This is a genomic window from Nocardia sp. NPDC055053, assembly GCF_053608285.1.
The window spans coordinates 49,716-61,699 of sequence record NZ_JBSGVD010000028.1 but is presented as its reverse complement, the minus strand read 5'-3'; the positions used below and the strand labels follow the sequence as shown (position 1 = coordinate 61,699).

Annotated in this window: 15 protein-coding genes; 5 read left to right on the top strand and 10 right to left on the bottom strand. The window is 68.5% G+C overall.

Annotated features, from left to right (window positions below; genetic code table 11):
* The first annotated feature begins 257 nt into the window (after nucleotides 1-257).
* The 3 genes from ACWF82_RS25215 (at nucleotide 258) to ACWF82_RS25205 (ending at nucleotide 1,573) form a co-directional block, all read left to right on the top strand.
* Nucleotides 258-425, top strand: a complete 168-nt coding sequence (locus ACWF82_RS25215; protein WP_452504963.1) for a hypothetical protein — start codon at nucleotides 258-260, stop codon at nucleotides 423-425.
* Nucleotides 426-529: 104 nt separating this feature from the next.
* Entirely contained in the window at nucleotides 530-748 is a 219-nt protein-coding gene (locus ACWF82_RS25210; protein ID WP_452504961.1) for a hypothetical protein, read from the top strand.
* Nucleotides 749-778: 30 nt separating this feature from the next.
* Complete coding sequence (locus ACWF82_RS25205) at nucleotides 779-1,573, top strand: thioesterase family protein (protein WP_379304286.1); 795 nt, start codon at nucleotides 779-781, stop codon at nucleotides 1,571-1,573.
* Here ACWF82_RS25205 and ACWF82_RS25200 read toward each other — a convergent pair whose 3' ends face one another.
* From ACWF82_RS25200 to ACWF82_RS25160, 9 genes are all read right to left on the bottom strand, one after another.
* Nucleotides 1,574-2,086, bottom strand: coding sequence for an SRPBCC family protein (locus ACWF82_RS25200; RefSeq protein WP_452504959.1), 513 nt, complete (start codon nucleotides 2,084-2,086; stop codon nucleotides 1,574-1,576).
* A 16-nt stretch (nucleotides 2,087-2,102) separates the two neighbouring features.
* On the bottom strand, nucleotides 2,103-2,432 hold the full coding sequence (locus ACWF82_RS25195) for an ArsR/SmtB family transcription factor (protein WP_379304282.1): 330 nt from the start codon (nucleotides 2,430-2,432) through the stop codon (nucleotides 2,103-2,105).
* Complete coding sequence (locus tag ACWF82_RS25190) at nucleotides 2,422-2,853, bottom strand: SRPBCC domain-containing protein (RefSeq protein WP_378845454.1); 432 nt, start codon at nucleotides 2,851-2,853, stop codon at nucleotides 2,422-2,424. Before ACWF82_RS25190 ends, ACWF82_RS25195 begins: the two co-directional genes overlap by 11 nt.
* Nucleotides 2,854-2,933: 80 nt before the next feature.
* Nucleotides 2,934-4,457: an MFS transporter gene (locus tag ACWF82_RS25185; protein WP_452504957.1), complete on the bottom strand. Its 1,524-nt coding sequence runs from the start codon at nucleotides 4,455-4,457 to the stop codon at nucleotides 2,934-2,936.
* Between the two features lie 157 nt (nucleotides 4,458-4,614).
* Nucleotides 4,615-5,598 (bottom strand): ABC transporter substrate-binding protein, encoded by a 984-nt coding sequence (locus ACWF82_RS25180; RefSeq protein ID WP_452504955.1) that lies wholly within the window; start codon nucleotides 5,596-5,598, stop codon nucleotides 4,615-4,617.
* 26 nt (nucleotides 5,599-5,624) lie between these two features.
* Nucleotides 5,625-6,377: an ABC transporter ATP-binding protein gene (locus tag ACWF82_RS25175; RefSeq protein ID WP_452504953.1), complete on the bottom strand. Its 753-nt coding sequence runs from the start codon at nucleotides 6,375-6,377 to the stop codon at nucleotides 5,625-5,627.
* A gap of 96 nt (nucleotides 6,378-6,473) precedes the next feature.
* Complete coding sequence (locus tag ACWF82_RS25170; RefSeq protein WP_452504951.1) at nucleotides 6,474-7,280, bottom strand: ABC transporter permease; 807 nt, start codon at nucleotides 7,278-7,280, stop codon at nucleotides 6,474-6,476.
* A 57-nt stretch (nucleotides 7,281-7,337) separates the two neighbouring features.
* On the bottom strand, nucleotides 7,338-7,748 hold the full coding sequence (locus ACWF82_RS25165) for a VOC family protein (protein WP_452504949.1): 411 nt from the start codon (nucleotides 7,746-7,748) through the stop codon (nucleotides 7,338-7,340).
* A 76-nt stretch (nucleotides 7,749-7,824) separates the two neighbouring features.
* Nucleotides 7,825-8,472, bottom strand: a complete 648-nt coding sequence (locus ACWF82_RS25160) for a TetR/AcrR family transcriptional regulator (RefSeq protein ID WP_452504947.1) — start codon at nucleotides 8,470-8,472, stop codon at nucleotides 7,825-7,827.
* Nucleotides 8,473-8,561: 89 nt separating this feature from the next.
* On the opposite strand from ACWF82_RS25160, the gene ACWF82_RS25155 reads away from it, so the two are divergent.
* Nucleotides 8,562-9,707, top strand: a complete 1,146-nt coding sequence (locus tag ACWF82_RS25155; protein ID WP_452504945.1) for an epoxide hydrolase family protein — start codon at nucleotides 8,562-8,564, stop codon at nucleotides 9,705-9,707.
* Between the two features lie 104 nt (nucleotides 9,708-9,811).
* Here the strand turns inward: ACWF82_RS25155 and ACWF82_RS25150 are convergent, their stop codons facing one another.
* Nucleotides 9,812-10,960, bottom strand: coding sequence for a GTP-binding protein (locus ACWF82_RS25150; protein ID WP_452504943.1), 1,149 nt, complete (start codon nucleotides 10,958-10,960; stop codon nucleotides 9,812-9,814).
* Between the two features lie 77 nt (nucleotides 10,961-11,037).
* Here ACWF82_RS25150 and thiD point away from each other — a divergent pair, with 77 nt between their 5' ends.
* On the top strand, nucleotides 11,038-11,889 hold the full coding sequence (gene thiD, locus ACWF82_RS25145) for a bifunctional hydroxymethylpyrimidine kinase/phosphomethylpyrimidine kinase (RefSeq protein ID WP_452504941.1): 852 nt from the start codon (nucleotides 11,038-11,040) through the stop codon (nucleotides 11,887-11,889).
* Nucleotides 11,890-11,984 lie beyond the last annotated feature (95 nt).

Below are 11,984 nucleotides of genomic sequence, written 5' to 3'. Positions count from 1 at the left end.
CCCCGACGCCCCCGGCTATTCCTGGCGCGGGTCCTACGGCACCGTCGGCATGAATCTGCTGGACCGCGACTGCCTGTTCGACGGTGTGAACGAGGCCGGTCTGTATTTCGGCGCGCTGTATCGACACCGGCTCGACCTGGTTCGTCGACGTGGCCCCGTCGTCCTGATCGACGTCGTCACCGGTCTCGATCTGGGAAGATCGAGGACGTGGCAGGTCGCGGGCGTACGGATCCCGGGTTGGCGCCGTTCTCACCACGGTGCTGCTGGACACGCTGGGCGATCCGGACCGGCCGACCGCGCGTGACGTAGTCGTCGAGGCGGTCATCGAGTCGGACCACCGCTTCACCCTCACCGACAATCTCGTCAACGACACGGACAAGCTCGGCACGAATGGCTGGCCGTTGAGCCGATGGACGATCGGCTGACGGTCCTCGATCTCCGCCGTCACCCTCGCCCACGAGGCGGGGCACTGAGCGAGCCCAGGATTTCGGGGGCTTTCCCCACACGCCCCGGTCAGTAGGGTGCTGACATGCAAGCTCGCACGAAACGCTTCGTCGCCGGTGCCGCCGCGGCCGCCGCTCTGTCCCTCGCCACCCCACTCGGCACCGCCCAGGCGGCATCCCCTGTCGCCGACTCCGGCTCCGCATCCCTCGGTTGCACGTCGACCGACATCAACCCCTGCCCTATCCGCCCCCTCCTCGACCTTCTCACCGCTCTGACCAGTGGCTCCGCCGAAGGCGGGCAGTAGCCGCGCGTCCCCTGCGGTAGCGTCGGCGATATGGCCGAAGCCTTCTATCGCCCAGACCCGGCGGATCCGAACCGGTTCGAGTCGACCGAGCTCACTCGTGGGCCGTGGTCGCCGGACGCGCAGCATGCGGGGCCGCCCTCGGCGCTGCTCGGGCATGTGATCGAGCGGTGTGCGCCGCGGGCGGGGTTTCAGGTCGGGCGGGTCGCGGTGGAGATTCTGGGGCCCGTGCCGCTGGCGCCGTTGACCGCGACCGCCGAGGTGGTGCGGTCGGGGCGGAGCGTGGAGCTGATCCAGGCGACTTTGTCGTCGGAGCGTGGGCCGGTGATGCAGGCCAATGCGTGGCGGCTCAAGCTCAGTGAGCCGGCGCTCGATCTGCCGGTCGAGTTCCTGCCCAGTGGTACACGTCCGCTGCCGACGGCGACGGAACCCGAGGTGTTCCCCTCCGATCAGCGGATCGGCTTCCACACCGGTATCGAATACCGTTTCGCCTCCGGCTCTTTCGGACGGCCGGGGCCCGCGATCTGCTGGATCCGGTTGAAGTATCCGATCGTCGCGGGCACCACCCCGAGCCCCCTCGAGCGGACGCTGGCCGCCGCCGACTCGGGCAACGGGGTGAGTTCGGTGCTCGACTGGTCGAAGTACCTGTTCATCAATACCGACCTGACCGTCACCCTGCACCGGCAGCCGGTCGGCGAGTGGGTGTGCCTGGACGCGGTGACCCATCCGCAGCCGCACGGCATCGGCCTCGCCGAATCGGCGTTGTTCGACGAGACCGGGCCGATCGGGCGCAGCACGCAGACACTGCTCATCGCACCGCGCGGCTGATCAGCGCAGGGCGTCCAGGTTCACCAGGTCGTCGTTGCCGTGCTTGCGCAACTCCGATTCCGCGGTGCTGGTGCGGCGGAACGGATCGCCCTGACCGGTGGTGAGCAGGCCGCGCAGGCTCGTGGTGACGTAGGCGCCCCAGGCGTTGGAGCACACCTCGTAGCATTCGCCGGCTGGCACCAGACCCCGATGGGTGAAACGGATTTCGGTTCCGTCGGCGCCTTCGGTGATGTCGAAGACGACGTCGGTGTCCTCCCATTCGGTGGTGTCCTCGACGAACGCGAGGTGCGAGTCGCTCACGTGCCAGACCAGGCGGCGGCCGGGGACGGATTCGGTGGTCGTCATCGTGCAGCGATGGATGCCCGGCACCTCGAAGAGGTAGCTGTCGCCGACCGATCCGGTGGTGCCCTCGATGGTCTCCGACCACCAGCCCCAGACATTGTTGATGGCGGCGAACACCTCGTCGGGTGACTTGTCCACGGTGATGGTGGCGGTGAAATCGTTGTCGCTCATTGTTTTTCCTTCCGGCTCAGCCGTCCAGATGTCGGCGGAGCGCGTCGAGGGGGCCGTCCCAGTCGCGCGAGAGGGCAGCCAGAAATTGCTGTGCCACTTGCATCGGCGCGGAGTCGAGGCGATAGCGCACGCGACGCCGCTCGCCCGGTTCCGGGATCACCAAGCCCGCATCAGTCAGCAGGGCGAGGTGTTTCGCGATCGCCTGGCGCGTGATGGGCAGGCGATCGGCGAGGTCGGTCGCGGTGGACGGTCCATGTGCGGCGAGTGCGGCCAGCACGGACCGCCTGCTCGGATCGGCCAGCGCGACGAAGACCCGTTCGGCGGTGGCCTCTAGCTCAGGCCGCATCGAGGTACTCGACGAGCTCACCCAGCTCGCTCTTCCAGCCACCGACATTGCCCTCGAACGCCTCCTTGTGAAGGTCGTCGGGCAGCTGGGCGAACCCGGTCTCGACGACGGTCAGCCGGGTGCCCGCCCCGACCGGCTCGAGGGTGAACTCGACATAGGTGCGCCGCGGATCGTCGTCGGGCAGGCCGTTGATCGGCCAGGTGTAGCCGAACACGGTCGGCTCCTCGACCCGCTCCACCCGCATGTCCGCCGCGAACCCCTCGTTCCAGGTCATCCGCATATCCCCACCGGGCCGCAGGTCGATCTCCGCGGTATTGCCGAACCAGCTCGCCAGCCCTTCGGCGGTGGTGATCGCCGCCCACACCTTGGCGGGCGGATGCGCGAGCTCGACTGTCCGCACGATCTGATCAGGAAATCCCATGATGCCTCCTTCTATAGCAACCGATTGATTGCAATTCAGGTTATTGCAACCAATTGGTTGCGTCAATAGATATCTCCGGCCTAACCGTGGCCACCGGTGACGCGAAAGCCTCTAGGCACCAGCCAGACCGTGACGACGGTGACGACGCCGACCACCGCGGCCGAGAGGTAGGCCGTGGTGGTGAGCGCGGTGTCGAAGGCGTGGCTCGCGGCGGCTACCAGCTGGGTGCGGGCTGGTTCGGGGAGTTCCGTCGCCACCTCGGCAGCGCCGCCGACCGACCCGCTCGCCTGGTCCACCTTGTCGGCGGGGACCGGCAGGTTGGCCATGTGCTGACTGAAGATCCTGGCGTGCAGACTGCCGAGCAGTGCGACACCGAAACCTACGCCGACCTCGTAGTTCGTCTCCTCCACCGCGCCCGCCTGACCGGCACGGTCGGCGGGGACAGCTCCGACGAGGACGGCGGCGGCCGCGGTCACCGCCATGCCGTCGCCGAGCCCGAAAGACACCAGGACCAGTGCGATCACCGGATAGGTCGTCGGCTCCGGGCTCACCGCAAGCAGCAGGAAGCCCAGTGCCACCGCGCCGAGGCCGACGCCGAGCACGGTGCGGACACCTAACTTGTCCATCAGCATCGGGGTCAGCAGCGAGGCGGTGAGCAGGGTGAGGGCGGCGGGCAGCATCCGGATACCGGCCTGCGACGGGCTGTATCCGTGGACGTACTGCAACCACAGCGAGATCAGGAACATCGCCGCGCCGATGGCCATCATGGCCAGCAGGGTCGCCACGGCAGCCGCGGTGAACACGCCGTTGCGGAACAACCGCACGTCCAGCAGCGGGTCGGTGGCGGTGAGCTGACGCCGGGTGAACCAGGCCAGCGCGCCGATCCCGACCAGCAGAATCGCCCAGTCGACAACGCTCGCTTCACCTTTCGCGAGGTGCTTGATTCCCCAGGCCAGGCACACGATGCCCGCGATCGAGAGCGCCGCGGCGAACCAGTCGAGGCCGCCCGCTTGCGGCGCGCGATATTCCGGCAGCACCCACAGCCCGACCACCACCGTCACCAGCACCACCGGCACATTCAGCCAGAACGCCGACGACCACCCGAAGTGCTCGACCAGAAACCCGCCGACGATCGGCCCCACCGTCGCGCCGACACCTGCCACCGCCGCCCAGATCCCGATGGCCATGGTGCGCTCGCGCACGTCGGTGAAGATATTGCGGATCAGCGAGAGGGTCGACGGCATCACCATCGCGCCACCGATGCCGAGCAGCACTCGGCCGCCGATCAGCTGGGCCGCGCTCCCGGCGGTCGCCGCGATCACCGAGGCGATGCCGAACAGCACGAAACCGCTGATGAACAACAGCTTTCGGCCCACCCGGTCGCCCAGCGCGCCCGTGGTGATGAGCAACCCGCCGAGCACCAGGCCGTAGATGTCGATGATCCACAGCTGCTCGAGCGGCCCGACCTGCAGGTCGTCGATCAGCGACGGCAGCGCGACATTGAGAATCGTGGCGTCCATCGCCACCAGCAACAGGCTGGCGCACAGCACGCCGAGTATCACCCACCGGATGGCACCGTAGGTCTTCTCCTGTGTGTCGCTCACGCTGGGCCACCTCACCGGCCGCTAGGCCGTCGACGTCCGTTGTCGACAAGCTACCGAGTGCGACCGAGCCCTCCCGGCAATGGCTGCGGCAGGTCCGGCATGACCGACGGCCGGTGCGGTGACGAAGCACCGGACCAGCCGTGGGAGCGAGAAGGTACTAGGCCTTGTCGAATCTGGTGTCGACGAAGGACTCGAAGTCGACCTTGCCGGGGATGGCTTTGGCCTTGGTGAAGGCGTCGGCGATCTCCTGTTCGGAGGCGATCACCTGGTCGGTGAGCTTGATCGGTTCCTTGATCGAGCGGGTCCAGGTGGTGCGGGAGGCGTCGACGCTGATCTGGGTGAGTTCGGCGTACTTGGTCGACCAGGTGTCGAGATTGTCCGACGACCATTTGGTGGCGGCGGCGTAGCGCTGGAAGAAGTCGGCGATGGCGGCGGACTTGCCCGCGTCGCCGACGGCCTTGTTGCCCGCGACCCAGAAGTTGTAGCCGTTGGCGGCCTGGTCGGCGGTGGCGATCGACTTCGCGCCGATCTCCTTTTCGGCGATGGCGGTGTAGGGGTCCCACGTCGCCCAGGCGTCGACGTCGCCGCGGGTGAGCGCGGTGTAGCCGTCGGCGGGAGCGAGGTAGACCGGCTCGATGTCGCCGAGCGACAGGCCCGACTTCTGCAGTTGCAGCAGCAGATTCGCGTTGGCCGAGCTGCCCTTGTAGACCGCGACCTTCTTGCCCTTCAGCGCCGCGACCGAGCCGATCGCCGAGTCCTTGCCGACCAGGATCGCATCACCCTTGCCGGTCGCCGAGAGCGCGCCGACGATCTTGATGTCGGCATCGGCCGCCGCACCGAAGATGACCGGGGTGTTGCCGGTCTGGGCGATGTCGATGCCACCGGCGCTGGCCGCCTCGACCAGCGGCAGGCCCGCGGTGAAGGTGGAGAACTCGATCTTGTAGGGCAGGTTCTCCAGCTGGCCCGACGCCTTGAGCAGTACCTCGATCGAGATCGCCTTCTGGTCACCGACTTTCAGTGTCACGGTGCTCAGGTCGACGGGCCCCGATGGCGCCGCGTCGTCACCGCAGGCGCTCAGCGAGAGAGCGGCGACGACGGCGAGGGCGAGCCCGGCCAGGCGGGTCTTCGGAGTGCGTTTCACGGGAACAACTTTCGTGCGTTGGACGGTCAGTGGGTGACGCCGAGGAGCGCGAGCAGCCGCGTGGCGTAGTCGGCGATTTCCGGGGCGCCCGCGGTGCGCGGACGCGGCAGGTCGATGGGCACGTCGGCGGCGATGCGCCCCTCGTCCAGGACGAGGACACGGTCGGCCAGGGTGATCGCCTCGAGCACATCGTGAGTCACCAGCAGCACGCCGAACGCACGCTGGGCGTGCAGGCCGAGCAGCAGTTCGTGCATGGTCAGGCGGGTCAGCGCGTCCAGGGCGCCGAAGGGTTCGTCGAGCAGCAGCAGCGTCGGCTCGGCCACCAGCGCGCGTGCCAGTGCCGCGCGTTGCGCCTCGCCGCCGGACAGCGTCAGCGGCCACGCATCGGCGCGACCGGCGAGGCCGACCTCGGCGAGCAGGTCACGCGCGGCCCGCTCGTCGGCGCGGCGATTGCGCGGCTTGGGCCTGCCGAGGGCGACATTGCGCACCACCGGCTGCCACGGAATGAGCCGCGGCTCCTGGAACACGATCGTCGGCCTGCCGTCGACGGAAACCTCACCGCGACTGGCGGTATCGAGCCCACCGAGAATGCGCAACAGGGTCGACTTCCCCGACCCGCTGCGCCCGACCAGCGCCACGATCTCGCCCGCACCGATCTCGAGATCGATTCCGTCGAGCACAGTACGGTCGCCGAATCGCTTGCCAAGAGCGGTGATTCGCGCGGCAGTTGGTCCGACTGCGGGTCTCGCGGAAAGGGATGTGCCGGTAGCAGCGGTCATGGCGGGATCCTCACGGTCGAGCGGCGGCGGGTGGCAGGCCTGCCGATAGCCGGGACAGGGTGGTCCGGAGATCGGCGGTGGTGACGAAGACAGCCATCAGCGGTGCACCGCCGGGCGCCAGCGCAGGGCGCGGCGTTCGAGAAGGCGCACGATCGAGTCGGTGAGCAGGCCGAGCAGGCTGTAGATGACCAGGCCGAACACGACGATGTCGGTGCGCAGGAATTCGCGGGCGTTGTTGACGACGAAGCCCAGACCCGCGCTGGCATTGATCTGCTCGGCCACGATGAGCGAGAGCCAGGCGATGCCGAGGCTCTGCCGGACGCCGACCAGGATCTGCGGCAGAGCGCCGGGCAGGATCAGCAGCCGCAGTCGCTCGCCGAGTCCCAGGCGAAGGGCACCGCCGAGCTCGAGCAGTTTGGGGTCGAGCTGGCGGATACCCGCGAAGGTGTTGAGGTACAGCGGGAAGAACACGCCGAGCGCGATCAGATAGACCTTCGGTTCCTCACCGATGCCGAACCAGATGATGAACAGCGGGATCAGGCCGAACAGCGGGATGGTGCGGATCATCTGCAGCGGCGGGTCGACCGCGTACTCACCGATCTTGCTCAGGCCGGCGAGGACTCCGAGCACCAGCGCGAGCACCGCCCCGAGCACGAAGCCGTACAGGGCGCGCTGGCCGGAGACCAGCAGCGCTTCACCGAGCTGGCCGGACCGGAAGGTCTCGAGTCCCGCGTCGAAGACGACCGACGGCGCGGGCAGCTTCTTGGCCGGGATCCAGCCGCTGGTGCTGCCGATCTGCCAGACGAGCAGCAGCACGATCGGCGAGAGCGCGCGCAGGAAGCCTGGGCGACGGTACAGCGGGATCCGTCGCTCGTCGGTTTCGGTGGGGCTCGCCAACAGCATTCGTGCATGGTGCCCGCCCGGACGGGTCCCCCGACAGGGTTCGAATCAGCTCGAGAATTACCCGGCGCGGCTGGAGATCTGCTGCACGGCCCAGCCGTTGCCGTCGGGATCGCTGAAGAAGACGAAGCCGACATTGTCGAGCGGGTGCGGTGTCGGCGACGGGTTCTGCCCCAGCGACTGCACGTCGGTGACCTCGACGCCACGCGCCACCAATTCGGCGTGCGCCTGCTCGATATCGGGCACCACCAGCTGCAACCCCTTCAGCGAGCCGGGCGGCATCTCGGGCACCGCGCCCTTGCCGATGACGATCGAGCAGCCGGAGCCGGGCGGGGTGAGTTGCACGATGCGCACGTCGTCGGAGATCACGGTGTCGTGGTCGACGACGAAGCCGAGTCGATTCGCGTAGAAATCCTTGGCCCGATCGATATCGGACACGGGGACGATCACCACTTCCAAGGTCCAGTTCACGACGTGCCTCCTGCGGTGTCGGATGGTCGCGCCAAGTCTGCCACCAGCCCCACCTCGTCGCGGCCGAACGACCCGCTCATGGCCTGCGCTCCCATCGCCAGGCGTATTCGCCGACAGCGGGTGGCGGGCCTGGCAACTCGCCCTCGGCCGTCATTCCATCTATCAACAGCGCGAGCACCCGCTGCCGCAACTCGGCCGTCCGGACCGGATCGGGCATTGTGACCGCGGCACAGGCTTCCAGCAGCAGCCCGACGTCCTGCGCGTCGAAATCGGCCCGCAGCCGTCCGCTCGCGTGGGCCCGGCGCACCAGCTCCGCGGCGGCCTCTCCCGAGTGCACGACATCGGGCAACATCGTTTCGTCGGGCGTGAACGTGCCGGCGAGGTTCACCGTCAGCGAGTGCACGTCGGCGTCGACCACCCGTTCCAGGAACCCGACGAATCCGCGCCAGCCGTCCGAATCCTCCAGTGCCGCATCGGCTTCGGCATTGAACCGGCGCAGCCCCTCATGGCACAGCGTGCGCAGCAGCACCTCCTTGCTCGGGTAGCGCCGGTAGAGGGCGCTGATGCCGACGCCCGCGCGTTCCGCGACGGCCGCGATCGGGGCGGTCGGGTCATCGAGGAACACGGCGCGGGCGGCGTCGAGGATCAGCCCGTCGTTGCGGGCGGCCTGCGCCTTGCGGCCGGGTAAACGGGGCTGAGCTGCGGCTTCGGTCTGCTTCGGCATGAATATCAGCCTACCACTTGAAACGGAATGATCCGTTCTGCTATGTTTGGAACAGAACGAAACATTCCGTTTCATTAGAAGGAGTCGTCATGACCACCACGGCCACCATCACCCCCTTCCGCATCGACGTCCCCCAGGCCCGTCTCGACGACCTCGCCGCCCGCCTCCGCGGCGCGCTGTACCCGGACGAGCTGCCGGGCGTCGGCGACTCCTACGGCGTCCCGGCCGATCGCGTCCGCACCCTCGCCCAGTACTGGCTCGAGCAGTTCGACTGGCGCGCACTGGAGTCCGAGCTGAACGCGTACCCGCAGTTCACCACCGAGATCGAGGGTGAGGACATCCACTTCCTGCACATCCGCTCCTCGCGGCCCGACGCGACACCGGTGATCCTGACCCACGGCTGGCCCGGCTCGATCCTGGAATATGTCGATGTCATCGCGCCGCTCACCGAGCCGGAATCGGCCGAGGATCCCGCCTTCCACCTGGTCATCCCGTCGCTGCCCGGCTTCGGTTTCTCCGGCCCGACCCGCAGCACCGGCTGGAACCGCTACCGCACCGCCCGCGCCTGGGCGGAGCTGATGGCGCGCCTCGGCTACGAGCGCTACGGCGCCATCGGCAACGACGGCGGCTCGATGGTCTCGCCCGAGCTCGGCCGGATCGCGCCGGAGCAGGTGATCGGCGTGCATGTCACCCAGCTGTTTTCGTTCCCGTCCGGCGACCCGGCGGAATTCGAGGGCCTCTCGGAGGCGGATATGGCCGCGCTGCAGCACCTCCAGTGGTTCCACGAGAACAAGATGGCCTTCAACACCCTGCACAGTCAGCAGCCGCAGACCCTGGCCTACGCCCTCGCCGACTCCCCGATCGGCCTGCTCGGCTGGAACTCCCAGCTGTTCGGCGAATCGCTCGACGCGCAGTTCATCGTCGCGAACGTGGCGCTGTACTGGCTCACCGGGACCGCGGGCTCCTCGCTGCGGTTCTACTACGAGGACGCGCACGCCGCCGAACACCCGGCCGAGCCGACCGTCGTGCCGACCGGGCTGGCGATGTTCGCCGGCGATTTCCAGTCGATCCGCCGGTTCGCCGAGCGCGACCACCGCAATATCGTGAGCTGGAATTCCTACGACACCGCCGCGGCATCCGGTGGCGCGAACGACGCGGCCGGGCACTATGCCGCGCACGAGGCGCCCGAGGTGCTGGTCGGCGATATCCGCCGGTTCTTCGCCGGCCTCGCCTGATTCGGCTTCGGTGCCGCGGCCCACGCTCCCCTCATCGGTGCGTGGGTCGCGACCCATTCGAATCATGCACCAGCACAGTGTGATACGCGCCCCAAAGGCGGCAATCAGTGGTGCTCGTGCAGGTCACCCCAGGCCGGGAAGGGATCGGCGTAGCCGGTCCACCCCGCCGGACCCGCCGCGAACTCCGCATCGGTGAGCAGCGCGGCATCGAGTTCGCGCCGGACCCCGGCCTTGTCGAGACGCACTCCGATGAAGACGATCTCCTGTCCCGCCGGCACTTCGAGCGACGACCACCAGGCTCCCGGCTCGAAGGTCAGATTCGGACCGGCTTGCGACCAGATCGCCGCCAGCTCCGGACGACTCGCGATCCAGCAGAATCCCTTGCTGCGCAACATCCCCCGCAGTCCGGACAGCGCGGCACCGAGCCGCTCCGGATGGAACGGACGGTCGGCGGTGTAGGTGAGGCTGCTGATCCCGTACTCCTCGGTTTCGGGAGTGTGGCCGCCCGCCAGTTCCTCCGCCCAGCCCTCGGCCTCGGCGGCCACCACCGGGTTGTAGCGGCCGGTGCCGAGCACTTCGCCCAGGTCGACGGCGCCCTTCTCGGTGCGCAGTACGTGCGCCCGGGGGTTGAGCCTGCGCACCGTCGCCTCGACGGTGGCCGCGGCGTTCGCGCTCACCAAATCGGTCTTGTTGATCAGCAGCACGTCGGCGAACTCCACCTGGTCGACCAGCAGATCCGCGATGGTGCGCGAATCACCCTCGCCCGCTTCGAGTTCCCGCTCCGCCAGCGCCTGACCCTTGACCAGCTCGGCCAGGAAGGTCGAGGCGTCGACGACGGTCACCATGGTGTCGAGGCGGGCGAGGTCGCCGAGGCGGAAGCCGTCCTCGAATTCCCAGTCGAAGGTCGCGGCCACCGGCATCGGCTCGGAGATGCCGGTCGACTCGATCACCAGCTGGTCGAACCGCCCGTCGCGGGCGAGCCGGGCGACGGCCTCGATCAGGTCCTCGCGCAGCGTGCAGCAGATGCAGCCGTTGGTCAGCTCGACCAGTTTCTCCTCGGTGCGGTCGAGATGACCCTGGCCCGCGACCAGCGCGGCGTCGATATTGACCTCGCTCATGTCGTTGACGATGACCGCGACCCGACGGCCGTCCCGGTTGGCGAGGATGTGGTTGAGCAGCGTGGTCTTGCCCGCGCCGAGGAAGCCGGACAGGACGGTGACGGGCAGGGGTGCGGTGGCGGCGGAGTTGATCACCAGTTAATGATAATGGTTTTCATTTGCTGTTTGTAGGTGGGGTCTCGGAACCGGACGGCCGGTCGTAGGGTTGGGGCGTGAAGATGTTGCCGCTGACCCCCGATGGCCAGACCCCCGTCCGCGCGCTCACCATCGCGGGCACCGATTCCGGTGGCGGCGCGGGCATCCAGGCCGATTCGCGGACCATGGCGCTGTGCGGCGTGCACGCCTGCGTCGCGGTGGCGGCGGTGACCGTGCAGAACACGGTGGGCGTCAGCGGATTTCACGAGATCCCGCCGCAGATCGTGGCCGATCAGGTGCGGGTGGTCGTCCGCGATATCGGGATCGGCGCGGCCAAGACCGGCATGCTGGCTTCCACCGCGATCATCGAGGCCGTCGCCGAGGTGTGCCGCGAGGTCGGGATCGGGCGTGATGCCGCGGTCCCGCTGGTCGTCGACCCGGTCGCCGCCTCGATGCACGGAGATCCGCTGCTGCACGCCGAGGCGCTGGACGCGGTGCGCGATACGCTCATCCCGCTGGCGACGGTGGTCACCCCGAATCTCGACGAGGTCCGCTTGATCACCGGCGTCGAGGTCGTCGACGACGCCACCGCCCGCAAGGCCGCCGAGGCGCTGCACGCGCTGGGCGCGCAGTGGGCGATCGTGAAGGGCGGCCACCTGCGCGCCTCGGAGTACAGCACCGACCTGCTCTACGACGGCGACACCTTCCGCGAGTTCAGCGCGCCGCGCATCGCCACCGGCAACGACCACGGCGGCGGCGACACCCTCGCCGCGGCCATCGCCAGCGCACTCGCCAACGGGTATTCGGTGCCCGACGCGGTCGCCTTCGCCAAGGAGTGGACCTATCGCTGCCTGGCCGCGTCCTACGATCTCGGCGCGGGCCACGGGCCGGTTTCCCCGCTGTGGCGGTTGCACGTAGCCGCCCAGTGATCTCGCAAGGACATGGGTAACTCACCGGCCCGAGCGAACTCAGCCTCCCGCGATCCCGCCGGCCGCCGATATCAGTCCCACACCGCCTGAGTCTG

Coding starts and splice junctions, on each gene's coding strand:
- ACWF82_RS25210 (WP_452504961.1), top strand. CDS start 530: ATGCAAGCTCGCACGAAACGCTTCGTCGCCGGTGCCGCCGCGGCCGCC.
- ACWF82_RS25205 (WP_379304286.1), top strand. CDS start 779: ATGGCCGAAGCCTTCTATCGCCCAGACCCGGCGGATCCGAACCGGTTC.
- ACWF82_RS25200 (WP_452504959.1), bottom strand. CDS start 2,086: ATGAGCGACAACGATTTCACCGCCACCATCACCGTGGACAAGTCACCC.
- ACWF82_RS25195 (WP_379304282.1), bottom strand. CDS start 2,432: ATGCGGCCTGAGCTAGAGGCCACCGCCGAACGGGTCTTCGTCGCGCTG.
- ACWF82_RS25190 (WP_378845454.1), bottom strand. CDS start 2,853: ATGGGATTTCCTGATCAGATCGTGCGGACAGTCGAGCTCGCGCATCCG.
- ACWF82_RS25175 (WP_452504953.1), bottom strand. CDS start 6,377: ATGACCGCTGCTACCGGCACATCCCTTTCCGCGAGACCCGCAGTCGGA.
- ACWF82_RS25170 (WP_452504951.1), bottom strand. CDS start 7,280: ATGCTGTTGGCGAGCCCCACCGAAACCGACGAGCGACGGATCCCGCTG.
- ACWF82_RS25160 (WP_452504947.1), bottom strand. CDS start 8,472: ATGCCGAAGCAGACCGAAGCCGCAGCTCAGCCCCGTTTACCCGGCCGC.
- ACWF82_RS25155 (WP_452504945.1), top strand. CDS start 8,562: ATGACCACCACGGCCACCATCACCCCCTTCCGCATCGACGTCCCCCAG.